The sequence below is a fragment of the Silanimonas algicola genome (assembly GCF_054777375.1).
This window is the reverse complement of sequence record NZ_BAAHAS010000002.1, coordinates 678,681-704,067: the sequence shown is the minus strand read 5'-3', so window position 1 is coordinate 704,067 and position 25,387 is coordinate 678,681. Positions and strand designations below refer to the sequence as shown.

Annotated in this window: 25 protein-coding genes; 15 read left to right on the top strand and 10 right to left on the bottom strand. The window is 69.7% G+C overall.

Translation table 11 applies throughout. From position 1 onward, the window contains the following. The first annotated feature begins 67 nt into the window (after window positions 1-67). The 3 genes from ACYVAK_RS08450 to ACYVAK_RS08440 all read left to right on the top strand — a co-directional run bounded on the left by ACYVAK_RS08450 (window position 68) and on the right by ACYVAK_RS08440 (window position 5,612). On the top strand, window positions 68-2,266 hold the full coding sequence (locus tag ACYVAK_RS08450) for a M3 family metallopeptidase (protein WP_461059865.1): 2,199 nt from the start codon (window positions 68-70) through the stop codon (window positions 2,264-2,266). A 146-nt stretch (window positions 2,267-2,412) separates the two neighbouring features. Beyond that, a complete protein-coding gene (locus ACYVAK_RS08445) occupies window positions 2,413-4,761 on the top strand; it encodes a DEAD/DEAH box helicase (protein ID WP_461059863.1) in 2,349 nt (782 codons plus the stop codon). Then, the gene (locus tag ACYVAK_RS08440) at window positions 4,758-5,612 is read left to right on the top strand and encodes a ribonuclease H-like domain-containing protein (RefSeq protein WP_461059861.1); all 855 of its coding nucleotides are present in this window, start codon (window positions 4,758-4,760) and stop codon (window positions 5,610-5,612) included. Before ACYVAK_RS08445 ends, ACYVAK_RS08440 begins: the two co-directional genes overlap by 4 nt. A 34-nt stretch (window positions 5,613-5,646) precedes the next feature. Here ACYVAK_RS08440 and ACYVAK_RS08435 read toward each other — a convergent pair whose 3' ends face one another. The 5 genes from ACYVAK_RS08435 to ACYVAK_RS08415 are packed head-to-tail and all read right to left on the bottom strand — an operon-like array spanning window position 5,647 to window position 10,110. After that, window positions 5,647-6,774 carry a sterol desaturase family protein gene (locus ACYVAK_RS08435; protein ID WP_461059859.1) on the bottom strand — a complete coding sequence of 376 codons (1,128 nt, stop codon included), beginning with the start codon at window positions 6,772-6,774 and terminating at the stop codon, window positions 5,647-5,649. Between the two features lie 31 nt (window positions 6,775-6,805). Next, window positions 6,806-7,942, bottom strand: coding sequence for a sterol desaturase family protein (locus ACYVAK_RS08430; RefSeq protein ID WP_461059856.1), 1,137 nt, complete (start codon window positions 7,940-7,942; stop codon window positions 6,806-6,808). Then, on the bottom strand, window positions 7,939-8,529 hold the full coding sequence (locus ACYVAK_RS08425) for a DUF2058 domain-containing protein (protein WP_461059854.1): 591 nt from the start codon (window positions 8,527-8,529) through the stop codon (window positions 7,939-7,941). The genes ACYVAK_RS08430 and ACYVAK_RS08425 overlap by 4 nt, the downstream gene beginning before the upstream one ends. Before the next feature lie 5 nt (window positions 8,530-8,534). Then, window positions 8,535-8,765, bottom strand: a complete 231-nt coding sequence (locus ACYVAK_RS08420) for a SlyX family protein (protein ID WP_297866552.1) — start codon at window positions 8,763-8,765, stop codon at window positions 8,535-8,537. After that, entirely contained in the window at window positions 8,752-10,110 is a 1,359-nt protein-coding gene (locus ACYVAK_RS08415) for a UDP-glucose dehydrogenase family protein (RefSeq protein WP_461059852.1), read from the bottom strand. The genes ACYVAK_RS08420 and ACYVAK_RS08415 overlap by 14 nt, the downstream gene beginning before the upstream one ends. Window positions 10,111-10,284: 174 nt before the next feature. Between ACYVAK_RS08415 and ACYVAK_RS08410 the strand changes: the two genes are divergently transcribed. The 3 genes from ACYVAK_RS08410 to ACYVAK_RS08400 are packed head-to-tail and all read left to right on the top strand — an operon-like array spanning window position 10,285 to window position 13,062. Beyond that, complete coding sequence (locus ACYVAK_RS08410; protein ID WP_461059850.1) at window positions 10,285-11,046, top strand: glycosyltransferase family 2 protein; 762 nt, start codon at window positions 10,285-10,287, stop codon at window positions 11,044-11,046. Next, entirely contained in the window at window positions 11,043-11,393 is a 351-nt protein-coding gene (locus ACYVAK_RS08405) for a lipid-A-disaccharide synthase N-terminal domain-containing protein (RefSeq protein WP_461059848.1), read from the top strand. The genes ACYVAK_RS08410 and ACYVAK_RS08405 overlap by 4 nt, the downstream gene beginning before the upstream one ends. Beyond that, window positions 11,380-13,062, top strand: a complete 1,683-nt coding sequence (locus ACYVAK_RS08400; RefSeq protein WP_461059846.1) for an ArnT family glycosyltransferase — start codon at window positions 11,380-11,382, stop codon at window positions 13,060-13,062. The genes ACYVAK_RS08405 and ACYVAK_RS08400 overlap by 14 nt, the downstream gene beginning before the upstream one ends. A gap of 63 nt (window positions 13,063-13,125) precedes the next feature. On the opposite strand, the gene ACYVAK_RS08395 is transcribed toward ACYVAK_RS08400, so the two are convergent. After that, window positions 13,126-13,899, bottom strand: a complete 774-nt coding sequence (locus ACYVAK_RS08395; RefSeq protein ID WP_461059844.1) for an FKBP-type peptidyl-prolyl cis-trans isomerase — start codon at window positions 13,897-13,899, stop codon at window positions 13,126-13,128. Window positions 13,900-13,987: 88 nt separating this feature from the next. Continuing rightward, window positions 13,988-14,509 (bottom strand): DUF3429 domain-containing protein, encoded by a 522-nt coding sequence (locus tag ACYVAK_RS08390; RefSeq protein ID WP_461059842.1) that lies wholly within the window; start codon window positions 14,507-14,509, stop codon window positions 13,988-13,990. Between ACYVAK_RS08390 and ACYVAK_RS08385 the strand changes: the two genes are divergently transcribed. Next, window positions 14,508-15,008, top strand: a complete 501-nt coding sequence (locus ACYVAK_RS08385) for a nuclear transport factor 2 family protein (RefSeq protein WP_461059840.1) — start codon at window positions 14,508-14,510, stop codon at window positions 15,006-15,008. The two genes, ACYVAK_RS08390 and ACYVAK_RS08385, sit on opposite strands and share 2 nt — an antisense overlap. A gap of 4 nt (window positions 15,009-15,012) precedes the next feature. On the opposite strand, the gene ACYVAK_RS08380 is transcribed toward ACYVAK_RS08385, so the two are convergent. After that, complete coding sequence (locus ACYVAK_RS08380) at window positions 15,013-15,573, bottom strand: glutathione peroxidase (RefSeq protein WP_461059838.1); 561 nt, start codon at window positions 15,571-15,573, stop codon at window positions 15,013-15,015. Between the two features lie 140 nt (window positions 15,574-15,713). On the opposite strand from ACYVAK_RS08380, the gene ACYVAK_RS08375 reads away from it, so the two are divergent. The 7 genes from ACYVAK_RS08375 to ACYVAK_RS08345 are packed head-to-tail and all read left to right on the top strand — an operon-like array spanning window position 15,714 to window position 20,331. Next, window positions 15,714-15,950 (top strand): hypothetical protein, encoded by a 237-nt coding sequence (locus tag ACYVAK_RS08375; RefSeq protein WP_461059836.1) that lies wholly within the window; start codon window positions 15,714-15,716, stop codon window positions 15,948-15,950. After that, entirely contained in the window at window positions 15,950-16,321 is a 372-nt protein-coding gene (locus ACYVAK_RS08370) for a GntR family transcriptional regulator (RefSeq protein ID WP_461059834.1), read from the top strand. The genes ACYVAK_RS08375 and ACYVAK_RS08370 overlap by 1 nt, the downstream gene beginning before the upstream one ends. Then, a complete protein-coding gene (locus ACYVAK_RS08365; RefSeq protein WP_461059832.1) occupies window positions 16,318-17,178 on the top strand; it encodes an ABC transporter ATP-binding protein in 861 nt (286 codons plus the stop codon). The genes ACYVAK_RS08370 and ACYVAK_RS08365 overlap by 4 nt, the downstream gene beginning before the upstream one ends. Beyond that, a complete protein-coding gene (locus ACYVAK_RS08360; protein WP_461059830.1) occupies window positions 17,175-18,137 on the top strand; it encodes a hypothetical protein in 963 nt (320 codons plus the stop codon). Before ACYVAK_RS08365 ends, ACYVAK_RS08360 begins: the two co-directional genes overlap by 4 nt. A gap of 57 nt (window positions 18,138-18,194) precedes the next feature. Continuing rightward, on the top strand, window positions 18,195-19,082 hold the full coding sequence (locus ACYVAK_RS08355; RefSeq protein WP_461059828.1) for a DUF4097 family beta strand repeat-containing protein: 888 nt from the start codon (window positions 18,195-18,197) through the stop codon (window positions 19,080-19,082). A 29-nt stretch (window positions 19,083-19,111) separates the two neighbouring features. After that, the gene (locus ACYVAK_RS08350) at window positions 19,112-19,786 is read left to right on the top strand and encodes a hypothetical protein (protein ID WP_461059826.1); all 675 of its coding nucleotides are present in this window, start codon (window positions 19,112-19,114) and stop codon (window positions 19,784-19,786) included. Between the two features lie 2 nt (window positions 19,787-19,788). Further along, window positions 19,789-20,331 carry a hypothetical protein gene (locus tag ACYVAK_RS08345; protein WP_461059824.1) on the top strand — a complete coding sequence of 181 codons (543 nt, stop codon included), beginning with the start codon at window positions 19,789-19,791 and terminating at the stop codon, window positions 20,329-20,331. A gap of 14 nt (window positions 20,332-20,345) precedes the next feature. Here ACYVAK_RS08345 and ACYVAK_RS08340 read toward each other — a convergent pair whose 3' ends face one another. After that, window positions 20,346-21,725 carry a M24 family metallopeptidase gene (locus ACYVAK_RS08340; RefSeq protein ID WP_461059822.1) on the bottom strand — a complete coding sequence of 460 codons (1,380 nt, stop codon included), beginning with the start codon at window positions 21,723-21,725 and terminating at the stop codon, window positions 20,346-20,348. A 77-nt stretch (window positions 21,726-21,802) separates the two neighbouring features. Here ACYVAK_RS08340 and ACYVAK_RS08335 point away from each other — a divergent pair, with 77 nt between their 5' ends. Beyond that, window positions 21,803-22,891, top strand: a complete 1,089-nt coding sequence (locus tag ACYVAK_RS08335; RefSeq protein ID WP_461059820.1) for a PLP-dependent cysteine synthase family protein — start codon at window positions 21,803-21,805, stop codon at window positions 22,889-22,891. Between the two features lie 37 nt (window positions 22,892-22,928). On the opposite strand, the gene ACYVAK_RS08330 is transcribed toward ACYVAK_RS08335, so the two are convergent. Further along, complete coding sequence (locus tag ACYVAK_RS08330; RefSeq protein WP_461059818.1) at window positions 22,929-25,382, bottom strand: TonB-dependent receptor plug domain-containing protein; 2,454 nt, start codon at window positions 25,380-25,382, stop codon at window positions 22,929-22,931. Between the last annotated feature and the right edge of the window lie 5 nt (window positions 25,383-25,387).

The window sequence follows — 25,387 nt, the reverse complement described above, 5'->3', positions numbered from 1 at the left end:
CAGGCGACCTCGATGGTACGACTCTTCGGTCGCAGCATCGCGACTCGACCCACCCTTGCCTGTTTCCATGACCAAGACCACCCTCGCCGCCGCCCTGGCGGCCACCCTCATCCTCGCCTTCCCCGCCGGCGCGGCGCCGCAGGCACAGGCACCGGCCGCCGCCGCGACCGCGGCCGTGCAGGCCAACCCCTTCCTCCAGCCCGAATGGTCGACGCCCCACGGTGCCGTGCCCTTCGACCGTATCCGTCCCGAGCACTTCGTGCCGGCTTTCGAAGCGGCCATGGCGAGCAACCTCGAGGAGGTCGAGGCGATCGCGAGGAACCCGGCGACGCCCGACTTCGAGAACACGATCGCGGCGATGGAGCGTGCCGGGCGGGACCTCGACCGCGTCGCCCAGGTCTTCTTCAACATGACGTCGGCCAACAGCAGCGACGCCATCCGCGCCATCCAGACCCAGATGGCGCCCAGGATCGCGGCGCACCAGAACCGCATCCTGCTCGACCCCGCGCTCTTCGCGCGCGTGAAGTCGGTCTTCGAGAGCCGGGCCGACGCGGCGCTCGATGCTGAACAGGTGCGCCTCGTCGAGCGCTACCACCTCCAGTTCACGCGCGCCGGTGCCGCGCTCACCGAGGCGCAGCGCGAGCGGGTGGCCGCGATCGGCGAACGCCTCGCCGCCCTGTCCTCGCGGTTCCAGCAGAACCTCATGAAGGACACGGACGAGTGGGCCCTGTTCCTCGACGAGGCACAGATGGGCGGCGTCCCGGCGCCACTGAAGGCCGCCGCAGCGGCGGAGGCCAAGTCCCGCGGGCAAGAGGGCAAATTCGCCATCACCCTCCAGCGTCCGAGCGTCGAGCCGTTCCTGACCTTCGCCGAAGACCGCGCCCTGCGCGAGCAGGCATGGCGCGCCTGGACCCTCCGCGGCGACAACAACGACGGCGAGGACAACAAGGGCGTCATCGCCGAAATCGTCGCGTTGCGCGCCGAGCGCGCGCAGATCATGGGCTATGGCTCGCATGCCGAGTTCACGCTCGACGACACGATGGCGAAGACCCCCGGCGCGGCGCTCGATCTGATGCGCCGAGTGTGGGAGCCGGCACTGTCCCGCGCCAAGGAGGAACGCGCCGACATGCAGGCGCTGATCGCCCGCGAGGGCGGCGACTACGCGCTCCAGGGCTGGGATTGGCGCTACTACGCCGAAAAGGTCCGCAAGGCGCGGTTCGACATCTCCCAGGACGAGATCCGCCCCTACTTCCAGCTCGAGCAGTTCATTGCCGCGCAGTTCTATCTCGCCAAGCGCCTGTTCGGCCTCGAGTTCACCGAGCGCGAGGACATCCCGGTCTACCACCCCAGCGTGCGGGTTTGGGAAGTCAAGGACGCCGCGGGCCAGCACGTCGGCCTGTTCTACGGCGATTACTTCGCACGCCAGGGCAAGTCGGGCGGCGCGTGGATGAGCAGCTACCGCGTGCAGGAGAAGTTCGACGGGGTGGTGACGCCGCACATCGTCAACGTGATGAACATCCCGGCCGCCCCCGAGGGTGAGATCGCCACGATTTCCCTGGACGACGCCATCACCCTGTTCCACGAAATGGGCCACGGCCTGCACGGGCTGCTGTCGGACGTGAACTACCCGAGCCTTGCCGGCACGTCGGTGTCGCGGGATTTCGTCGAGTTCCCGGCGCAGATCCTCGAGCACTACGTGCTCACGCCGCACTTCCTCAACAAGTTCGCCACGCACAAGACCACGGGCGCCTCGATGCCGGTGGAGCTGCAGCAGCGCCTGATCGCCTCGCGCCAGTTCAACCAGGGCTTCGCCACGGTCGAATTCCTGTCCTCGGGCCTCGTCGACATGGACTTCCACGCGCTCACGGCCGAGCAGGCCAAGGGCATCGACGTCGCCGCGTTCGAGGCGCAGGCGCTGGCGCGCATCGGGGCCATCCCCGAGATCCCCATGCGGCATCGAAGCCCGCACTTCGCCCACATCTTCGCCGGAGGCTACTCGGCCGGGTACTACAGCTACCTGTGGTCCGAAGTCCTGGATTCGGACGGTTTCGACGCCTTCTCGGAGACGGGGGACCTGTTCCATCCCGAGACCGCCGCCCGCCTGAAGCGCTACGTCTTCTCGGCCGGCAACCTGCGCGACCCGATGGCGGCCTACGTGGCCTTCCGCGGCCGCGAGCCGGTGGTCGAACCCCTGCTGCGCAACCGCGGGTTCCTCGCCGACGGCGACGCCCCCGGCACCGCCGCCGAGGCCGACAACGAAGGCTGATCGCGGTCTTCGAGGCACAGGCTCGACGCCTGCCACTCGCGACGGGGCCTTCGGGCCCCGTCGCCTTTCCAGGCGTCGACGGCCCGCGAGTCGCAGGCCGTGAGACGGGACCGGGCGACAACGGCCTCCTCCCTACCGGTGCCTGCATGAACGCTGCCGTCCGCTCCGCCCCCCCCGCCCTTCCCGAGTCCGCGGCCCCGCGCGGCCCCGCCATCGCCCGGACCGAGGGCGGCGACTGGGTGCAACGCCTCGGGCGCAAGTACGCCGAGCGCATCACCGCCCTGCGGCGCGTGCCGGCCAGGGACGGTGACTACGTCGATTTTCCGGCCGACCTCCCGCGTGGCATCGCCGAGGCCCTGCAGGCTCGCGGCATCACGCGGCTCTACCGCCACCAGGGCGACGCCTGGCGGGCTGCCCGGGATGGCGAGAACCTGCTGCTGGCGACGCCGACCGCCTCGGGGAAGTCGCTTTGCTACCTGCTGCCGGTGCTGGCGGCGGCACGGCTCGGGGGCAAGTCGCTGTTCCTGTTTCCGACCAAGGCATTGGCGCAGGACCAGGTGGCGGAGCTGATCGAGCTTTCGACCGCGGGTGACCTTGGCGTGCGCGCTGCGACCTTCGACGGCGACACCCCCGGCGATGCGCGGCAGGCCATCCGTGCAGGCGCCGACGTCGTGGTGACGAACCCGGACATGCTCCACCAGGGCATCCTGCCGCACCACACCAAATGGGCCGCGCTTTTCGAGAACCTGCGCTACGTGGTGATCGACGAGATCCACGGCTACCGCGGCGTCTTCGGCAGCCATGTCGCCAACGTGATCCGACGCCTCAAGCGGCTGTGCGCGTTCTACGGCAGTGACCCGCAGTTCATCCTCTGCTCGGCGACCATCGGCAATGCCGTCGAGCACGCCGAAGCCCTGGTCGAAGCGCCGGTGCACGCCATCACCGAAAGCGGCGCGCCCTCCGGCGAAAAGTTCCTGCTGCTGTGGAATCCGCCGGTGGTGAACCCCGACCTCGGCCTGCGCGCCTCGGCGCGCTCGCAGTCGGTGCGCATCGCCCGCGTCGCCATCAAAGCCGCCCTCAAGACGCTGGTCTTCTGCGGCTCGCGCACGCAAGTCGAGGTGATCACCAAGTACCTCAAGGAGGTCTTCGACCGCGAACCGCGCGGCCCCGCGAGGATCCGCGCGTATCGTGGCGGCTACCTGCCGAACGAGCGCCGCGAGACGGAGGTGGCCATGCGCGCCGGGAAGGTCGATGGCATCGTCAGCACCTCGGCGCTGGAGCTCGGTGTCGACATCGGTGCGCTCGACGTCGTGGTGTTGAATGGCTGGCCCGGCTCGGTCGCCGCGACCTGGCAACGCTTCGGGCGCGCCGGACGGCGGCAGCAGGTTTCGGTGGGCGTGCTGGTCGCCAGCAGCGAGGCCATCGACCAGTACGTGGTGCAGCACCCGGAGTACTTCTTCGGCGCCAACCCGGAGCAGGCGCGGATCCACGCCGACCAGCCGCTGGTGCTGCTTGACCACGTGCGCTGCGCCGCCTTCGAGCTGCCCTTCAGCGTTGGGGAGCGCTTCGGGCCCGTGGAGGTCGACGGCTTCCTCGATCTGCTGGCCGACGACGCGGTCGTGCACCGGGAAGGCGAGCGCTGGGAGTGGATCGCCGACAGCTACCCTGCGAATGCCGTCAACCTGCGCGCCGTCGCCGACGGCAACTTCGTCGTCGTGGATCGCACGGACGGCCGCCAGACCATCATCGCCGAGGTCGATTACACCGCCGCGGCGCTCACCTTGTACGAAGGCGCCATCCACATGGTGCAGTCGGTGCCCTACCAGGTGGAGCGCCTGGACTGGCCCGGTCGCAAGGCCTACGTGCGGCGCACCTTCGTCGACTATTACACCGACGCCATCGACCACACCAAGCTCAAGGTGCTGGAGCGCTTCGACGCCTCGCCGCTCGGCGCGGGCCAGTGCGAAACCGGCGAGGTGCACGTGGTGCGACGCGTCTCCGGCTACAAGAAGATCCGCTTCCACACACACGAGAACATCGGCTACGGGCCGGTGCAGTTGCCGGACCAGGAACTGCAGACCACCGCCACGTGGTGGCAGCTGCCGCCGGCCGTGCTCGAGGCTGCGTGGCCGACACGCGAGCAGGCTCTCGCTGCCTTCCACGGCGCAGCATACGCCTTGCAGTGCGTGGCGCAGCTGGCCGTCATGGCCGAGGGCCGCGACCTGCAGAAGTGCGTCGACGACGCGCATCCCGACGGCCGCTTCCATCCGGCGCTGTACCTCTACGACGCCTACCCCGGTGGCATCGGGTTGTCGCAGCCGCTGTACGAGCGTCGGGCCGCGCTGGTGAAGCGCGCCCGCGGCCTGGTGGCGGCCTGTCCGTGCACGCGCGGTTGCCCCGCCTGCGTGGGGCCGGTGGCGGCCCCGGTCAAGGACGAGGCCGAGACGCCGAAGCGCGCCGCCCAACGTCTGCTCACCCTGTTCGAGGCCGCATGAGCGCGGCCCTCGACTGGCTGCGGCAGCAGCGGCGAACGGCCCCCGGCAGCGACGATCTCGCCGACGTGATCGAGCGCCTGCGCCGCCTGCGGGAGCGCGGACCACGTCGGACGGCCTCGCCCGCCAGCGCCTCCGCAATCGACCGCCACCTTCCGGGCGAGGAAGTCGCCCCGGGCCTGTGGCGAACCACCGAGCAACGCGCGTCGCTCGTCGCGCCGCCGACGATCGACCTGTCCGCGCTGGCGAGGCCGGCGCGGGGGCGTCGGCCGCCCGCGGTAGGCGCGACGTTCGACGCGCCGATCGCCCGCGAACAGCTGTGCTTCTTCGACACCGAGACCACCGGCCTCGCCGGTGGCACGGGCACGCGGGCCTTCATGATCGGCCTGGCGCGTTTCGGCCCCGAGGGCCTGTCGATCACCCAGTTCACCACCGCCACGATGGCGGCGGAGGCCGCGATGCTTCGTGCGGCGCTGGCCGATCTCGACGAGGGCGCCGTGCTCGTCAGCTACAACGGGCGCAGCTACGACCGCCCCCTGCTCAGCACCCGGCACACGCTGTCGCGACTGCCCGATCCGTGGCGCGACCGGCCGCACCTCGACCTGCTGTATCCCACGCGGCGGCGATGGCGCGGGCTATTGCCGGATTTCCGGCTCGCCACGGTGGAGCGGCACCTGCTCGGGATCGTGCGCCACCACGACCTCCCGGGCAGCGAGGCCCCGGCCGCGTGGCGGGGCTTCCTGCGCGGCGGCAGCGCCGCCCTGCTGCGGCGCGTGGGCGAACACAATGCGCAGGACCTCGCGAGCCTCGCGGCCCTGCTGCTCCGCCATCTCGGCCCCCCCCCTTGCGGCTAGCCGGCGGCAGTGCCTGATCGTGAACCGTCGCCGCTCAGGTCGAGGCCACGACGAGGCCGGCCGCGAACAATACCCATCGGGCCAGTTCCGCGGGCCGGGCCCAGCGTTGGCCTTCCATCAGGGCACCCAGCACGACCAAGCTCGCCACCAGGGCGCACGCATACGCGGCCGACTGCCACAGCGGCATCGTTCCCGCGCTCATCAGGAAATGCACGGCCGGGAGCAAGAGCAGCGCGAAGTTCACCGTGACGTACGCGGTCGTGCCACGCGAGGCCGGCGGGTCGTACTCGGGGCGCCCGATGTCGAACGCGGGCTTCGGATCGAGGCGCTGCAGGTCATCAGGACGCCAGCCCGGCTCGCCGAACCAGAGGCGCAGGCGGTCACGCCAGCGCGCCGTGCGCCAGGTGTCGCGCCACAGCGCCACGTACACCTCGAGGTTGGCCCACAGCGGATTGAAGCTGCGCAGCGGGGCGCGCGTGCCGTAGACGACCGGATCCGCGTCGTCCTCCTCGACGAAGGTACCGAACAGGCGGTCCCAGAGAATGAACAGGCCGCCGTAGTTCTTGTCGAGGTAACGCTCGTTCACCGCATGGTGCGCGCGGTGGTTCGACGGTGACGCGAACACGCGGTCGAACCAGCCCAGCTTCGGCACCAGCTCGGTATGGATCCAGAACTGGTACAGCAGGTCGATGACCGCCACCACGGCGAACACCTCGAGCGGGAAACCGAGCACGGCCATCGGCAGGTAGAAGAGCCAGCCGAGAAACGCACCGCTGCTGGTCTGCCGCAATGCGGTGGTGAGGTTGTAGCGCTCGCTCTGGTGGTGCACCACGTGCGCGGCCCACAGCAGGTTCACCTCATGGCCGGCGCGGTGCAGCCAGTAGTAGCAGAAGTCGTAGAGCAGCAACCCGGTCACCCACACCCACGGGCTGGTGGCGGAGAGCTCGAACAGCGCCACGTGCTCCGCGGCCACGGCGTAGAAGCCGATGGTCAGCGCCTTGGTGAACGCACCGGCCACCTGCGACATCACGCCCAGCGACAGGCTGGCGATGGCGTCGTTCGCGCGGTAGACGGCGCGCCCCGTCGCACGCGCGGCGACGAGTTCGACGCCGATCAGCACGAAGAAGGCCGGGATGGCCCAGAGCATGATGGTTTCCGCCATGACCGCCCTCCCCTCGACTGCCTCGCGCCGCTCAACCCACCGGCGGCGCGCCGGCCTCGCCCGCCTTGCCGACGTAATCGGCGTGCGATCGCATGGGGCGCAGCGGCATCAGCGTCTGCGCCACGACGCCACTGGGCACGGTCTCGAGCTTCAGCACGCCGTACTCCGCAGGCCATTCGCCTCGCGGCGCCCGCTTGAACGTGCCCATCAGCATGTCCACCAGCGGCAGATGGATGGCGTAGTTGCGATCGACCCACGCCGGATCGCGGACGTGGTGCCAATGGTGGTACCGCGGCGTCACGAGCACGTACTCCAGCCAGCCGAAGTCGATGCGCAGGTTGGCGTGGGCCAGCACGGCCTGCAGGCCGACCAGGATCACGTAGGCATTGATGGCCTCCGCCGAGAACCCCGCCAGCACCAGCGGCGTCAGGACCGCGGTGCGCGTCAACAGCACCTCGACGATGTGGGTGCGCGAGCCGGCCAGCCAGTCCATGTGCCGGCTGGAGTGGTGCACGGCATGGAAGCGCCACAGGACGGGCACGCGGTGGTACGCCCGGTGCAGACCGGCCTGGGCGAGATCGGCGAGGAAGACCGCCATCACGAACTGCAGCCACACCGGCATCGACTGCACGACCGCCTTGAGGCCCTCGTTCGCCACGAGGGCATCCATCGCCGTGGTCGAGGCCGTCGCGGCGATCAGCAGGAACTGCACGGCGACGTGGCTGATGAAGTAGTACGCGAGGTCGGTGCGCCAACCCGGACGCAAGGGCGACATCGGCCGCACCGCCAGCATCCGCTCGACCGGCACGAAAACGATCGTCGAGAAGAACAGCGAGATCACGAACCAGTCGAGGCCCAGCGAGTAGGGCGTCTGGGGGATCGGATCGAACTGCACCGACGCGCCGCCCAGCAGCGAGGCCAGGGCCGCGGAGCACACGCCCACCAGCGCGACGCGGCGCGCGCGGCCGCGCAGGATCGACACGGTGCCCAGCACGAACGCCGCGACGATGCCCGCGAGCAGCAGATGGCGGGCAAACGTCTCGCTATAGACGGCGCGGAAATCGCGACTCGTCAGCAGGTCCGGGAAGTGGAAGCACAGCACGCCGAGCACCGACAGCACGCCCAGCCCGGCGGACATCGACGCCAGCCACGAGCGACGCGGCGTCACCACACCAGGTCGTCCGGCACCTGGTACTGCGGATCGGCGTACTCGTCGCTGCCCGGCGGTGCGTGGGGATCGACCTCCAGCGCGATGGCGTCCGCGAAGATCGCCTTGGCCTCGGCCAGCACGGCCGCGGTCACCAGCAGGTAACGTCCGTTGCTCTGAACCACGCCCAGCTCACCGGCATTGAGGGCCTTCAGCTGGTCCGGCGTCACGTGGACGCGCTTGATCTTCCCACCGTAGGGGAAGTGCCGCGCGTGCTCGGCGGCCGCGTCGTTCAGCGCCTTGCCGACGAGGAAGGCGTCCAGCTTCGCCTTCGCCTCGCGGCGGACGCGCGCGGCCTCCTGCTTGGCCTGTTCCGCGGCCATGCGCTCGCGCTTCTCGGTCTCCGCACGGAGCGCGTAGGCCTTGGCGAGATCGATCTCCTCCTGCGTGCGCGGCTTGCCACCACCACCGGGCTTGCCGCGATGCGGTCGCCCGCCAGCGGCCGGGCGTGGCCCCGCCTTGGCGTCGGGTTTGCGCTCGGCGCGCTCGGGCTTGGGCGCCGGCTTGAAGCCGAGGCCGAGCAGCTGGTCTTTCAGGCTGTCGCTCATGGGGATCAGTAATGCGGCGGCGGCGGCTCGCTGGCCGGGTCGGCCATCAGCGCACGGCGCAGTTGCTTGAGGTCGTCGAGCACGCGGGTCAGCAGCTCGCGGTTCTTCTGGCCTTCGATGCGCGCGTCGGCCAGGGCTTCGGAAAGCTCCTGCATCGCGTGCTCCTGGAAGGCCAGGCGGGTCTCGAGCTCGGTGAGCCGGCGGTCGGCGGTGGTGTCGCGGTCAGGGCTGGGCATTCGGCTTCGGGGCGAGGAGGCTGCGCCCCCGGCCGATGCCGTAGTACGCGAGGCCCGCCTCTTCCACTTCCTTCGGGTCGTAGACGTTCCGGCCATCGAAGACGACGCCGGCCCGCAAAGTGTGCCTCAAAGCGTCGAAGTCCGGGCTCCAGAACGCCTTCCACTCGGTCACGACGACGAGCGCATCCGCCCCAGAGAGCGCTTCGACGGGCGTGGCACTGAGCACGAGGTCGTCGCGTTCGCCGAAGATCCGCCGCGCCTCGTCCATGGCCTCCGGGTCGTGGGCCTGCACCCGCGCGCCCGCGGCCCACAGCTGCTGCAGCAGCGTGCGGCTCGAGGCCTCGCGCATGTCGTCGGTGTTGGGCTTGAACGCCAGGCCCCACACGGCAAAGGTGCGCCCGCGCACGTCCCCGCCGAAATGCCGCGTGATCAGCTCGAAGAGCTTGCCCTTCTGGCGTTCGTTGACGCCCTCCACCGCCTCGAGGATGCGCGCGCCGTAGCCGTGCTGGCGTGCGGTGCGTTCCAGCGCCTGCACGTCCTTGGGGAAGCAGCTGCCGCCGTATCCGGCGCCGGGGTAGATGAAATGCCAGCCGATGCGGGGGTCGCTGCCGATGCCGTGGCGCACGGCCTCGATGTCGGCACCGACGCGCTCGGCGATGTTGGCCATCTCGTTCATGAAGCTGATCTTCGTCGCCAGCATCGCGTTCGCGGCGTACTTGGTCAGCTCGGCCGAACGCTCGTCCATCACGATCACGCGCTCGTGGTTGCGGTTGAAGGGGGCGTAGAGCCGCTTCATCTTCTCGATGGCGCCGGCGTCGCGGCTGCCGAGGATGATGCGGTCGGGGCGCAGGCAATCGGCCACCGCCGCGCCCTCCTTCAGGAACTCCGGGTTCGACACCACGTGGAACGCGACCTCGGCGCCGCGCGCGGCCAGCTCGGCGGCGACCACCTCGCGCACCCGGTCGGCCGTGCCCACGGGGACGGTGCTCTTGTTGACGATCACGGTGGGCTGGGCGATGTGCTGGCCCAAGGTCCGCGCCACGGCGAGCACGTGGCGCAGGTCGGCGCTGCCGTCCTCGTCGGGCGGCGTGCCGACCGCGATGAACACGATCCGCGCATGGGCGACGGCGATTTCGGCCCCGGTGGTGAAATCGAGGCGGCCCGCCCGGTGGTTGTTGCGCACCAGTTCGTCGAGGCCGGGCTCGAAGATCGGGATCTGGCCCTCCCGCAGCCCGGCGATCTTCGCGGCGTCGACATCCACGCAGACCACCTGGTGGCCCACTTCCGCCAGACAGGCCCCCGTCACGAGCCCCACGTACCCCGTTCCAAACACGCTGACCCGCATGCACCACTCCCCGCTGGCTGGACGCAGGCGGCACTCTAGCGACCGGATGTGTCGATTGGCAGCGTCCAGGCCGCGATCGCGAATGAGTCTCATCGCCCGCGGCCTTATGGTGGCGCGGAGCGCCTTTCGCCTAGACTTCACGCTCGATTCCCGGACCACGACGCGACCTGACCGATGACCGAGCCGCACGCGCCCCCTCTCCCGCTCAGCGTGGTCGTCCCGGCCCATAACGAACAGGGCAACGTCGGCCGACTGGTCGACGAAGTCGCGGACGCCCTGCGTGGGCGGATGGCGTTCGAGATGGTGTTCGTCGACGACGCTTCGAAAGACGGAACGCTCGACGAATTGCGGCAGGCCCAGCGGCGCCATCCGGAGCTTCGCGTCCTCTCGCATGCGCAGCAGAGCGGCCAGAGCACGGCCATCCGCAATGGCATCAAGGCCGCGCGCGGCGAGTGGATCGCCACGCTGGACGGCGACGGCCAGAACGATCCGGCCGACATCCGCCTCCTGCTCGCCGAGCGGACCCTGGCGGGCGACGACACCAAGTGCTTCGCCGGCTGGCGCACCACCCGGCGCGACGACGCCGGCAAACGCATCAGCTCGCGGGTGGCGAACGCGGTGCGCGCGCGGCTGCTGCGGGACGCGACGCCCGACACGGGCTGCGGCCTGAAGCTGTTCGAGCGCGAGGCGTTCCTCGACCTGCCCTACTTCGACCACATGCACCGCTACCTGCCGGCCTTGTTCCAGCGCGCGGGGTGGAAGACGGTAAGCGTGCCTGTGAACCACCGCGAACGCGGGGCAGGCACGTCGAAGTACACCAACCTTGGCCGCCTGCTCGTCGCGTTCGCCGATTTGCGCGGCGTGATGTGGCTGATCCGCCGCGCCAAGCGCACAGCGGTGAAGGAAGTCACCGTCGCCGGGGCGACGCGCGCATGAACCAGGAAATCCTCTGGCTCGACTGGACGGGCATCCACATCACGCCGTGGAAGCTGATCGGCTACCTCGGCGCGCTGATGTTCGGCGGCCGCTGGCTCGTGCAGTTCATCGCCAGCCGGCGCGCCGGCAAACCGGTCATCCCGCGCCTTTTCTGGTACATGAGCATCGTCGGAAGCCTGATGGTGCTCTCCTACTTCCTGTTCTCGAGCAAACGCGACTCGGTCGGCGTGCTGCAGAACCTGTTCCCCACCTTCACCGCCTGCTACAGCCTGTGGCTCGATATCCGCCACCGCGGCTGGGACAAGGCCGGCGCACGCGGCGACGAGGGCTCCCATGCTTCGTCCTGATCGCCGCCTGCTGCTCTGGCTGCTGGCCGCGCTCCTCGTGCTGGGCGCGGGCATCGGCCTGAGGGAACCCACGCCGCCCGACGAGCCCCGCTTCGCGATGATGGCGCAGGACATGGTGGATACGGGACGCTGGCTGGTACCGCACCGGGGCAGCGAGATCTACGCCGAGAAGCCCCCGGTATTCATGTGGTTGCAGGCCAGCGCCTATGCGCTGCTCGGCGACCTTCGCATCGCCTTCCTGCTGCCTTCGCTGCTCGCGGGCGTGCTGACGCTGTGGCTCGTTCACGACCTGGCCCGCCGACTCTGGGGGCCGCAGGCCGGCATGGCGGCCTCGGTCGCCTTGGCCCTCTGTCTGCAGTTCGGATTGCAGGCGAAGCGCGCGCAGATCGACATGGTCGTCGTGGCCATGATCATGGGCGCGGTCTGGGCGATGGGGCGGCACCTGTTCCTCGGCCATCCGCCGCGCTGGCTGTGGTTCGGCGCCTTCCTCGCCGGCCTCGGCACGGTCACCAAAGGCGTGGGCTTCCTGCCCCTGCTGATGCTGCTGCCCGCCTTCATCCTCGAGCGTCGCGGCGCCCTGCCCCTGCCCGGCGCCCCGCGCGTTGAGTGGCGGATCCGCTGGGCCTTGGTGCTCCCTGCCTTCGTCGCCGGCACCGCCGTGTGGCTGGCCCCCCTGGGCCTCGAGGTGATGCGGGCACAGAATCCGGAGCTGAACGCCTATGTCGCCGAACTGCTGTTCCGCCAGACGGGGGAGCGCTATTTCAACGCGTGGCACCACATCAAGCCGTGGTGGTACTACGCCGAAGTCATCGCCTCCCTATGGTTGCCCGGGGTCCTCCTGCTGCCTTGGCTGGCACCGGCGTGGTGGCGGCGGCTGCGCGATGGCGACCCGGTGCTGATCACCCTGCTCGCCTGGGTGGTGATGGTGCTGCTCTTCTTCTCCGCCAGCCCGGGAAAACGCGGGGTCTACATCTTCCCGGCGCTGCCGGTGCTGTGCGTCGCCGCGGCGCCCCTCCTTGGCGCACTGCTCGAGCGCACCGGCGTTCGTCGTGCCTTGTTCGGCTACGGCCTTGCGATCGCGTCGCTGCTGGCCGCGATCGGCCTCGCCGGCGTCGCCGGGCCCGACGCGTGGTCCGATCGCCTCGCCGCGCCGAGGGGAATCGAAGACAGCGATGCCCATACCGTTTTCCTCGGCCTTCTCGTTGCCGGCGCCCTCGGCCTCACCGCCATGCTTGCCACGCGCACGCGGCGGGTTGTCCCCGGCCTGCTGGCCTTGACCGCCATCCTGTGGAGCACTTACGGCCTGGTCCTGCGGCCGGCGCTCGATCCGAGCAGTTCCGGCCGCAGCGTGATGGCCACCGTCGCCGCGCGCCTGCCGACCGACGCGGACCTCGGCCTCGTGGCGTGGACCGAACAGATGCGCCTGCAGGCGGACCGTCCGGTGACCGATTTCGGCTTCAAGAGGTCCGGCAAGGCGCAATGGCGATCCGCCATACCGTGGCTCGGCACCGCCCCCGGCGACCGATGGGTGCTCGCCCGCACCGACACGATCCCGGCCTGCATCGAGCGCTCTCGGGTGATCGACGTGGGCGTGGCGAACCGGCGCTCATGGTCGCTGGTGCCCGGAGGCGCCCTGACGGCGCGCTGCGGTTCCGAGGGCGCCGACTAGCCGCGGCACGCAAAAGGGCCGCGGCGAACCGCGGCCCTTTCGTCGATGCCTGCGGCAGCCCGCTTACTGGGCGGCTGCAGCGTCCTGCTGGACGATCTCGAGGAGTTCGACTTCGAACTTCAGGGTGGCGTTCGGCGGGATGTCCTGGCCAGCACCGTTCGGGCCATAGGCCAGCGCGGCCGGGATCCAGAACACGTACTTCGAACCCACGGGCATCAGCTGCACGCCTTCCGTCCAGCCCGGGATCACGCCGGCCAGCGGGAACGTCGCCGGCTCGTTGCGGGCATAGGAACTGTCGAACTCCTTGCCGTCGAGCAGCGTGCCGCGGTAGTGAACCTTCACGGTATCGGCGGCGGTCGGGCGGGCGCCAGCGCCCGCACGAACCACCTGGTACTGCAGACCGCTCTCGGTCGAGCGCACGCCGGCCTTCGTCTTGTTCGAGGCCAGGAAGGCCTCGCCCTCGGCGAGGTTCTTGGCGCCCTGCTCGGCGATCAGGGCCGCCTGGCGGCGCTGCATGAACTGGCCGAAGGCCATGCCCACTTCCTGCGCCTGGGCGTCGGTCATCAGCTTGCCTTCGCCCGAGAGGCCGGCCTCGATGGCCTTGGCCAGCGTGGCCGGATCCACGTAGTCCTTGACTTGCTGCAGGCTCGAGGCCATCTGCAAGCCGATCATGTAGCTGATCTTCTCATTGTCGGTGCGAAGGCCTTCGACGGCCGGCAGCTGCAGCGTGGCCGGCGCTTCCGCGGGGGCGGCGGTCGGGTTCTGGGCAAAGGCCGGCGCGGCGAAGACGCAAAGGCCCAGCAGGGCGGTCGCGGCCAGGGAACGGGTGTTCAACATGGGGGAACGGACTCCATCAGTCGGAACCGCCACGGACGCGGCGGGCCGCCGATTGTGGCCCCGACGACGGGCTTCGGCAATGCACCGCTCAGGCCGGGGAGAGCCCGCCGCCGAAATGCCAGCAAAGGCCCATCGCCATCCCGTGCGCGGCGATGACCGCGGCCGAGATCTGCCGCCGCAGCTGGCGGAATCCCGGCGTGGCAGGCAAGGCGTCGGCGCGGGTGTCGAACCACAGCGCAAGGCCGAAGCCGAGCGCCAGTGCCGCCAGCGACTGGAGCGCGGGCAGGAAGAGGGCCGGGAAGGCCCACAAGCTGGGAAGCACGGCCAAGACATAGCCCGGCGCACCGCCGCCGGCCCCCATCACCCTGCCCCAACGGACGCCGCCGAGGAAACTCAGGATCACGGCCGAGTAGACGAGGAAGGCCTTGCTGCCGATCGCCAGCGGTCGCGCCTCCTCGAGCAGGCCGCCGGCCGCCCAGGCCGCCAGCGCGGCGACAAAGGGCATCAGCCCCAACCAGGTCAACCACACCGCGGCGCGCGGCAGCGGCGGCTGGTACAGGTCCTGTACCGTCATGTACTCCCGACGCGCCTCGCGCTCCAATCCGCTCATGGACACCTTCCAAGCCCTCGATGCGGCACGACGCCGCCACTCGCATCCTCCCGCAGCCGGCAGCGACGCGGAAGCCCGCGCCCTCGATGCCTTCGCGGCGTTCTTCTCCAGCTTCGCGGCCGACCGCATCGACCGCCTGCTCCCCGCGACCTATGCCGAGGACATCTGGTTCAACGACACGTTGAAGACGGTCGTCGGCCGCGAGGCGCTCGCGCATTACCTGCGCGAGAGCGCCGAGGCCGTCGAGCACTGCCGCGTCGACATCATCGACAGCACGCGCAATCCGGAAGGCGAATACCTTCTGCGTTGGCGCATGGTGATCCGCTTCAAGCGCTTCAAGAAAGGCCGGGACACCGAGAGCATCGGCCTGTCCCACCTGCGCTTCGACGCGGAAGGCCGCGTCGTCTACCACCAGGACTACTGGAATGCGGCGGACGGCCTGTTCCGCCACATCCCCGTGCTCGGCTGGATGATCGAGGCCGTGCTGCGACGCGTCTGAGCCCTCAGGGCTTCGGCGCGGCGATCGCCTTCTCGATCGCTTCGACCAGTTCCGGCGCATCCGGCTTGGTGCGGCTGCCGAAGCTTGCGACCACCGTGCCGTCGCGGCCGATCAGGTATTTGTGGAAGTTCCAGCCCGGCTGGTCACCGGTCGCCGCCGCCAGTTCGCGATAGAACGGCGTCGCTTCCGCGCCGCGCACCACGACCTTTTCGAACATCGGGAACTTCACGCCGTAGGTCAGCGTGCAGAACGCCTGGATCTCCGCCTCGCTGCCGGGCTCCTGGCCCATGAAGTCGTTCGACGGGAAGCCGAGCACCGCGAAGCCCTGCGGCGAATACTTCTGGTGCAGCGCTTCCAGCCCTTCGTACTGCGGGGTGAAGCCGCACTTGCTGGCCGTGTTCACGACGAGCAGCACTTGGCCGGCGTAGGCCTGCGCGAGGTTGACCCGGTCCTGCCCCGCCAAGCGGCGGAACTCGTGGTCCAGCACCCCGGCCTGCGCGTCGGCGGTGAAGCCGCCCGCACCCAATCCGACCACGAGCGCCAGGGCGCCGATCCAAGCCTTCATTGCGTTCTCCTCGGTGGGACCAGCGGACACCGGTCTATGCCATCAGTTTGCTTATTCGCCGTGTTCGGGGTGTTGACGGCCCAAAAAATGGTGTTATAGTTACCTACAACACCACCCACCCACCTCACTGAGGTCCCGCCATGAACACCCGCCTCCGCAACAGCCTGAGCGCCCTGGTCCTCGCCGCCGGCGTGACCTCGCTCGGCTACGCCCTGGGTGAACCGCCGCGCCCGGGCAGCTTGGCCGCCGACGCGAGCCAACAGGCCGTCGCCGCGATCGCGCACGTCGACGCCCGCGAGGGCCAGGGCCGCGCCCGTTCGCACCACGCCATGCCGTTCTTTTCGTTCGGCAAGCGCGCCAGCGTGGGGGCGCCCTGATGAGCATCGCCTGGAGTGACAGCACGCCGATCTACCGGCAGCTCAAGGAGCGCGTCGTGGCGATGGTTCTCGACGGCGAGCTCAAGGAGGGGGATGCCCTTCCCTCGGTGCGCCAGGTGGCCGCCGACTACCAGCTCAATCCGATCACCGTGTCACGCGCCTATCAGGAACTGGCCGACGAGGCCTTGGTGGAAAAACGAAGGGGACTGGGGATGTACGTCATCGATGGAGCTCGGGAAAAACTGCTCGCTTCCGAGCGCGAGCGTTTTCTGAAGGAAGAGTGGCCGCAGGTGCTGGCCCGCATCGAGCGCCTTGGCCTGAAGCCCGAGCAGCTGCTCGCGGCCAAGCCGACGAACGGAGCCCATTCATGAGCACCATGACCGTCTCCGCCCGCGGCCTGGCCAAGCGCTACGGCAAGTCGGTGGCCGTCGACCGCGTCGATTTCGACATCGCCCCGGGGCGCATCGTCGGCCTGATCGGCCCGAACGGCTCGGGCAAGACCACCACCCTGAAGGCCATGCTCGGCCTGATCGATTTCGAAGGCGACATGAAGGTGCTGGGCTTCGACCCGCGCACCCAGCGCGACGCGCTGATGAAAGAGGTCTGCTTCATCGCCGACGTCGCCGTGCTGCCGCGCTGGATCAGCGTCGCCCAAGCCATCGACTTCGTCGCCGGCGTGCACCCGCGCTTCAACCGCGAGAAGTGCCAGGCCTTCCTGGCGCACACCAAGCTCGACCCGAAGATGAAGGTCAAGGCCATGTCCAAGGGCATGATCGTGCAGCTCCATCTGGCACTGGTCATGGCCATCGACGCCAAGCTGCTGGTGCTGGACGAACCGACGCTCGGCCTCGACATCCTCTACCGCAAGCAGTTCTACAAGGACCTGCTGGAGCGCTACTTCGACGAGGAGAAGACGATCATCGTCACCACCCACCAGGTCGAGGAGATCGAGCACATCCTCACCGACCTCGTCTTCATCCGCGACGGCAAGCTGGTGTTGCAGGCGACGATGGACGACGTGGGCGAGCGCTTCCACGAAGTGATGGTCGGCGGCGACAAGGCCGAGGCCGCGCGCGCGCTGAAGCCCATCGACGAACGCAGCGTCTTCGGCAAGACCGTCTTCCTGTTCGATGGCCAGCCGCGCGAACGCCTGGCCGAGCTCGGTGAACTCCGGACGCCAGGCGTCGCCGATCTGTTCGTGGCCACGATGAAAGGAACCTACGCATGAACACCTTCCCCACCCTGCTGAAGCGCGAGTTCTGGGAGCACAAGGGCGGCATGCTCTGGGCACCCGTGGTGGTCGGCGGATTGATGCTCGGCGCCGCGGGCATCAGTGCCGCGATCGGCATCGCCGCGAAGGACGGGGACATCCGGGTCAACGGCGAGCGCATCGTCACCGACGGCACCGTACTGGCCACGCAGACCCAGCAGCAGATCGCCGAAGGCCTGGCCTTCGCCATCGTGCCGTCGATGGCCCCGCTGGCGGCCGTTTTGGCCTTCGTGGTGCTCTTCTACGCGCTGGGCTCGCTTTACGATGACCGCCGCGACCGCAGCGTGCTTTTCTGGAAGTCGATGCCGGTCTCGAACACCGCCACGGTGATCTCGAAGCTGGTGTCCATGGCCGTGGTCACCCCGCTGATCGCCGCGGTCGTCGGGATCGTGGTCGGCACGCTGGTGGCCATCGTCGCCGCGCTGACCATGTCGGCCTTCGGCGCCAACGTGCTTCCGAAGTTGCTCGGGACAAGCGAGTTCTACCTGGCGCCACTCGCCGTGCTGGTGGTGATCCCGGTCTACGCCCTGTGGGCCCTGCCCAGCATCGCCTGGTGCATGGCCGTCTCGGCCTGGGCCAAACGCGCGCCCTTCCTGTGGGCCGTGGGTACCCCGGTGCTGGCCGGCATCCTGCTTTCCTGGCAGCAGGCGATGTTCGACCGCAACCTCGGCGCGGAGTGGTTCTGGGAAAACATCGTCGGGCGCTTGTTCGGCAGCTTCATCCCGGGCCTGTGGTTCGCCTTCTCCGGGAACTGGGAGCGTGTCGACGACTTCCAGCCCACCGACCAGAGCGTCTTCGAACTGGTGTCGATGAGCTATGCCAGCCTTGCGGCGCCCTCGCTGTGGATCGGCGTGGCCGTCGCCGCCGCCCTTGTCGCCGTGGCCATCCGCTTGCGCCGCTGGCGCGAAGACGCCTGATGCCCTCCGGTGCCCGGCGTCCGCCGGGCACCCCGCCCCCGAATCGGAGAACGCACGATGCCTGCCAAGATCCCCCGCCCCCTGCTCCGCCCCTTGCTGCTCGCAACGGCCTGCGCCCTGGCCTTCCCCTCCATGGCCGCCGACCGTTGCGAGCACTCCCGCTCCGAGGCGCCCACCCTGGACCTCGACGGCATCACCCGCGTCGTCGTCGAGATCGGCGCTGACGAACTCACCGTCAGGCCGGGCGCGCCGTCGCTCGCCATCAAGCACTGCGCCTCGACCGCCGAGCGCGCGGCCGAAAGCCACATGACCGTCGAACGCCGCGGCGACACCTTGCATATCGCGAGTCGAAACAGCTCGATCACGATCTACGGCCTGTTCGGCACCGACGTGTACACCTGGCGCGAGATCAGCCTCTCGCTGCCGGCCGACCTGCCGATCTCCCTTACCGTCGGTTCGGGCGACGCAACCCTGACGGGCCTTTCCCGCATTGGTGTCGACGTAGGCTCGGGCGACGTGGACTTGCGCCAGGTCGGGCGCGTCGAGGGCAACGTCGGCTCCGGCGACCTCGTCGTCGATGGCGCCACCGCGGTCTCGGTGGATGTCGGCTCGGGCGATGCCGTGCTCAAGCGCGTGCAGGGTGACGTGCGCGCCAGCGTCGGTTCCGGCGACGTCGACATGCTCGATGTCGGCCCGATCGCCTCGATGTCCGCAGGCAGCGGCTCGATCAGCGTCGACGGCGTGCGCGGCGACGCCCGCATCGCCTCCGTCGGCTCCGGCGACATCGCCCTGCGTGGCGTGCGCGGCGCCGTGCGCATCGGCAGCGTCGGTTCCGGCGATGTCGATATCGAGAACGTCGATGGCGACGTGATCGTCGCCGACCGCGGCGCCCTCGAGAACATCGACACCCGTGACATCCGCGGTCGCGTCGTCATCGGCGGCTGACCCTTCAACCCCCATCCCGAGGAATCCCCATGCGCCTCTCGCGACTGTCCCCCATTGCCCTCGCCCTGACCTTCGCGCTCGCCGGCACGGCCTGCGGCGAACAGGCCCGCAGCACCGCCCAGCAGATCGCCGATGAGACCCGCCAAGGGGTCGCGGAAGCCACGGCTGCGGGCGGCGAAGTCGACAAGGCCCTGGCCGAGGCCAGCCGCAAGCTGCAAGAGGAGAACCTTTCGCTGCAGGTGGACGGTGTCGGCCCGAAGGCCGAACTGACCCCGCAGGGCGACCTGCTCATTAACGGCACGGCCGTGCCCTTCAGCGCTGAACAGCGCGAGGCCGCCCTCGCCTACCGCAAGGAAGTGCTGGCCGTGGCCGAAGCCGGCATGGCCATCGGGCGCCAGGGCGCTGCGATCGGCGGCGAAGCGGCCGCCCTCGCGATCGAGAGCATCTTCGGTGGCAACGCTGAGGGCGCCGAGGCGCGCATCGAAGCCGAAGCGAAGAAGATCGAGGCCGCCGCGCTCGCGCTCTGCGACCAGGTCGAGGGCCTCGAGGTCGCGCAGGAGCGCCTGACCGCGCTGGTGCCCGAGTTCGCGCCCTACGCCAAGAGCATCAACGTCGACACGGAGTGCAAGTCGGCGTCGGACGACACCGCTGCCGAGCCCGCCGCACCCGCGGAAGGCGAAGCCGAAGCCACCGTCAGTTCCTGACGATGGCGCTCTCCGTCGGGGGCTGGCGCCTGAGGCTCGCTGCTATCGCAGCAGGCCTCGTGGCCTTGCACCTCGGCTGGGAGTGGTCGCAGGGCGGCATCGCCAGCCACCACTTCCTCGCCGACCCGTCGATGCCGGCGATCTCGAACGCCTGGGGTCTACTGTGGTTGCCCTTGCTGGCGGTGCTCTACGCCCCGTCGATCCGTCGCCGGGCGATCGGCACGGGGCTTCGCCCGCGCTGGCGGCCCGGCATGGTGGCCGGGATGCTGGGCGGGCTGGCGGCCGGCGGCGCGATCGCCGCGTTCGTCGTCGTCCGCCCCGACATCGATGGGACGTGGGTCCTGGGCAGCCTGCTTGCGCTCTCGCTGGCGTTCCCCGTGTGGCGCGGTGAGATCGTCCTCGGCTTCCTCGCCGGTGCGATGGTGGCCATCGGCGCGATCCTGCCCTCGATCTTCGCCTTCGCCTTCGCCGCGATCTCCTTCGCCCTGCATCGCGGGCTCTTCCCCGGCCTGAAGTACCTCTGGAAGCGCGCTTCAGGCCGCTGAAGGCGAAGCGAGGCTCAGCGCACCACGTGCCACTGGGTCTGCCGGCCGGCGAGGTAGATGACCTGCTCGCCGTCGAACAGGGCGCCCTGCTCCAGCTTGATCCGAACCCACTGGCCGCCCCACTCCGGCACGGCCTGCGCGATGTTGCCCTCGATGGCGTAGACCGTGTTGGCGTGCAGGGGCCAGTCGCCCGTCACCGGGTTCAGGCCGGGGTTGTCCCACATGCCGATGGTCGGCCCGGGCGCATGCCCGAAGACGCCCAGCGGGTGGGTGTAGGTGTTGCTCGTGATGCCCGCCTTGGCCGCGGCCGCGCGCGTACGCTGCAGGATCTCGTTGCCGCTGCGCCCGGCGACGAACTGGGCCGTGAGCAGGTCCTGCCAGCGGTTGCCGGTGGCCAGCGCGCGGACGAGGCCCTCGGGCACGCTGGTCTCGCCAGCCTTGGGCACGTAGGCCATCTCCTGCGTGTCGGTGCAGAGCTTCAGGTAGCAGATGCCCACGTCGGTATGCAGCACGTCGCCGGGGCGGATCACGCCGCTCTCGCCGCAGAACGGGTTCTCCGCGTCACAGGCGAGGCCGGGCCGCTGGAGGTTCACGTAGGGCATGAACCAGATCGGCAGGCCCAGGGATTCGAAACGCTCGCGGACGTACCACGCGACATCGTCCGTGGTGGTGACGCCGGGCGTGATCACCCGCGCGCTGAAGGCTTCCGCGATGACGCCTCGGGCGATGCCCATGATGTGCGGGTAGACCTCGAGTTCGCCGGCCGAACGCGTTTCCAGCCAGCGGATGACCAGGTTCTCGGCAGGCACGAGCCGATCCTCGAAGCCCGCCGGCAGCACCTCGCGGAGGCGCTCCTCGAGCCCGGCCGTCAGGCCATCGGCCACCGGCCAGTGGCGCGAGACGTTGATGCCGATGCGCTTCGGATTCTTCTCGCCGATGAGTTTGCCCAGTGCCGCCCACTGTTCGTCGAGGTTGCCCCCCGACCACGCTACCTCGTAGGGCGGGCCAAGCGGATAGGTGTTGACCGAAAGGCGCTCCACCGTGCCGCCGGGCTGGCGATGGAACACCAGCATCGTCGTGCGACGCGCCGCGAAGCTGGGCTGCGGCACGAGGGTGAAGTAGACCGGGTCTTCGGCGTACTCGCGGTTGAGCACCAGCCACATGTCCAGATCGGCCTCGGCCATCAGTGCCGGCAGCAGGGCCTCGATGCGCTCGGTGAGCATCCGGTTCTCGGGTTCGATGCGCGCGCGCGGCGGTAGCACGGCGAAACCGTCGGCCGAGGCGATCACCCGCCCTTGCGCGAACTCGGTGGACGACGGTGCGGCAGCGGCCGCCATCGGCAGCAGGGCCAGCAGGGTGGCGGCGAACAGGGCGGAGCGCATCGGCGTCGGCATCGGCGGGTCTCGGGGTCCGGGGCCTTGATCCTAGGCGACAATGGCGGCCTGTCCAGCCACCGGCCCGTCCCACCGCCATGTCCCGCCAATGGGTCAACGCCGCCATCGCGGCTCTCGAAGCCGACTTCCAGCGCTCGGCCGACACCCACCTGATCCGCCTCGACCTGCCGGCCTACCCGGGCATCCCGCTGTACTTCAAGGACGAGAGCTCGCATCCCACCGGCAGCCTGAAACACCGGCTCGCGCGCTCCCTGTTCCTGTATGCCCTGTGCAACGGCTGGCTGCGCGAGGGCCAGACCGTCATCGAGGCCAGCAGCGGTAGCACGGCGGTGTCCGAAGCGTATTTCGCGCGCCTGGTCGGCCTGCCCTTCATCGCGGTGATGCCGAACACCACGTCCAAGGAAAAGATCGCGCGCATCGAGTTCTACGGCGGCCGATGCCACATGATCGAAGGCGCGGACGTCAGCGCGGCCTCGCGCGCCTTGGCCGCCGAGATCGGCGGCCACTTCATGGACCAGTTCACTTACGCGGAGCGCGCCACCGACTGGCGCGGCAACAACAACATCGCCGAATCGATCTTCGAACAGCTGAAGCTCGAACCCCACCCCTGCCCGCGCTGGCTCGTCGTCTCCGCCGGCACGGGCGGCACCGCCGCCACGGTGGGCCGCTACATCCGCTACCAGCCGACCCGCAACGCCTGCACGCGCCTCGCCGTCGTCGACCCGGAGCACTCGGTGTTCTTCGACGCCTTCAAGGACCGCAAGCGCTGCCACCGCCTCGACCGCGGCTCGCGCATCGAGGGCATCGGGCGTCCCATCGTCGAGGCCAGCTTCCTCCCCGAGACCATCGACCGCATGGTCAAGGTCCCGGACGCCCTCAGCCTCGCTGCGATGCGCGTGCTGGCGGGCCTGCTCGGCCGCCGCGTCGGCGGCTCGACCGGCACCAATTTCGTCGGGGCGCTGCAGGTGATGGCGGAGATGAAGGCCGCGGGCGAGACCGGCGCGGTCGTGACGCTGATCTGCGACGGCGGCGAGCGCTATCTGGACACCTACTACGACGACGCCTGGGTGGTGGCGCAGGGCCACGACCTCCGATCGCACGCCACCGCGGTCGCGGCCATCGTCGGGGGGGCACGGTTCGAACTGCCGGTGGATCTGGCCGGCTGAGCCCGGCCCGGCGGCGCCGCCGGGCCGGGTCGCTCGGTCAGAACGTCCAGCTCACGCGGCCGTACCAGAACGCGCCATTGCTGCCGATCGGCGACAGCACGTCGTACGGCAGGTTGCCGAAGTAGGCGATGTCGTCGATGGAGCGGTCGGGGTAGTTGTCCGTGAGGTTCTGGCCACCCACGGCCACCGTCCATGCGTCGCTGATCGCATAGGCGACCTCCGCGTCCAGCTGCCACTCGGCGCCGTAGGTCTGGCGCGGCTCGAAGCCGCCGCCAAAGTCGAAGACACGCGTGGCGCTGCCGTGGCGGGTCAGGCGCCCCAAGAGGGACCACGCCTGTCGATCCCAGTTCGCCGTCAACACGGCGCGGGTGCGTGGCGCAGCGTCGGTCAGCGTGTTGCTCTCCTCGACGCCGATCACGCGGTAGCCCGGCACCAGGGTGCGCAGCACCGCGGGCGTGTCGGCCAAGCGCTGGATCTCCGTCTCCGCGTAGCTCCATGCGGCGTTGAGGCGCAGGTCGCCGCCCGCGGCTTCGCCCTGCCAGTTGGCCACCAGCTCCGCACCTTGCGTGCGCAGGTCCGCCGCGTTGACGAAGAAGTTGACGCTCTGCACCCCCGCCACGCCGAAGGTGGTCTGCACGAAGGTGGTGAGCGCGGTTCCGGTGATGCGTTCGGACAGCGCGACACGGTCGTCGACGTCGATACGGAACACGTCGACGCTGGCATCGAAACCGCCGCCAAGCTGCACAGTCACACCGAACGACAGGTTCAGCGCGGTTTCAGGATCGAGATCCTGGGCGCCCAACCCCCGGGCAATGCGGTTGTTGACCGACAGCAGGCGGCCTTGCAGCAGGCGGCCGGAGGCGTCGTAGCCGGTGCTGGTGGCCTCGAACCCGATCTGCGACAGAGACGGCGCGCGGAAGTTGCGCGAGGCCGAGCCGCGCAGGGCCACCATGTCGTTCAGGGCGACGCCGGCCGCCAGCTTGCCGGTCAACTCGCCGCCGAAGTCGCTGTAATCCTCGTAGCGCAGGCCGGCATCCGTCGTCCAGGCGTTGCCCCAGTCGGTCGAGACGTTGGCGTACAGCGTGGCCACGTCGCGCGAGAGGTCGGCCACGTCCTGCGGCGTCAGGCCACCACCGGCCTGCGCGCCGGTCGGGCGCGTGGTCAGCGGGCCGGCGGCATACGACGCCGGGTCGCCCGCACCGGTTTCGTAGGTCTCCCTGCGGAACTCGGTGCCCAAGGCCAGCGTATGGGCCACGGCATCGCTCTCGAACACCCGCGACGCATCGAGGTTGAACAGCGTCTGGTCGAACCGGTAGTCGCCAACGCGGAACTGCGTCGGGCTGGCCGCCCCGAGCGAGGCGTTCAACGAGTTCCGCAGGCGGTAGGTGAAATCATTGCGGCCGAGGTTGAGGCTGGCGTCGACATCCCACGCCCCGGCGCGGGTGCGCAGGCCCGCGACGCCGGCGATATCGAGGTTCTCGCCGACGGAGACCGGGCGATAGCCGTTCGGATAGACGCTGCGGAGGTTCGCCGCACCGTCCGGATAGCGGAAGAAGTTCGCGCCTTCGGTGTCCGACTGCTGGTAGGTGCCAAAGGCGTAGAGCTCGCCGCCCTCGCCCACCGGGAGGCCAGCGTTGAACCAGCCGCCGAAGCGCTGCGATTCACCATCGCCCAGCACGAAGTTGCGGCGCCCGCCCAGCGCGAGGTTGGCCGGCGTCTGCTCCTCGAAGAACGGAACCTGGTCGAAGCCGGCGCGGTTGGTCGGCTCGCGGCGGTTCACTTCGAAGCCGGTGCGCAGAAAGCCGTCACCCCCCAGCACCGTGCCGATCTGCGCGCTGGCGGAGGTGGTCTGGCCGTCGGTCAGCGTCTCGTCGATGGCGTCGACGTCCGTGCGGTGCGCGCCGACGCTGGCGTCCACGCGGCCGCCCTCGGGGCGGTCGTCGAGCAGGATGTTGATCACGCCGGCCACCGCATCCGATCCGTAGAGCGCGCCGGCGCCGTCGCGCAGCACCTCGATGCGGCGGATGGCCGACACCGGGATCGCGTTCAGGTCGACGGGCGTCGTGCCGCGGCCGATCTTGCTGTCGGTGCTGACCAGCGCGCTGACGTGGCGGCGCTTGCCGTTCACCAGCACCAGCACCTGGTCCGGCGCGAGGCCGCGCAGCTGGGCCGGGCGCACGTGGTCCGCGCCGCCGCTGTTGGACTGGCGCGGGAAGTTCAACGAGGGCAGCAGCGCCTGCAGCGCCGTCCCCAGCTCGCCGTTCAACACGCCGGCGCGGCGCAGGTCCTCGGCATCGAGCACGTCGATCGGCGCGGTCGACTCCAGCGCCGTTCTGCCCGAGGCTCGGGTGCCGGTGACGATGACGGCATCCAGGGTGCGGGCGTCATTGGCCGGCGCAGTGGGCGTGGACCGGGCCTGCGAGACCCCGGCGGACGCACTGAGTGCGACGGCGATGGCGATGGCGAGGGGTGCGACATGTGTCTTTGGCATAAGCA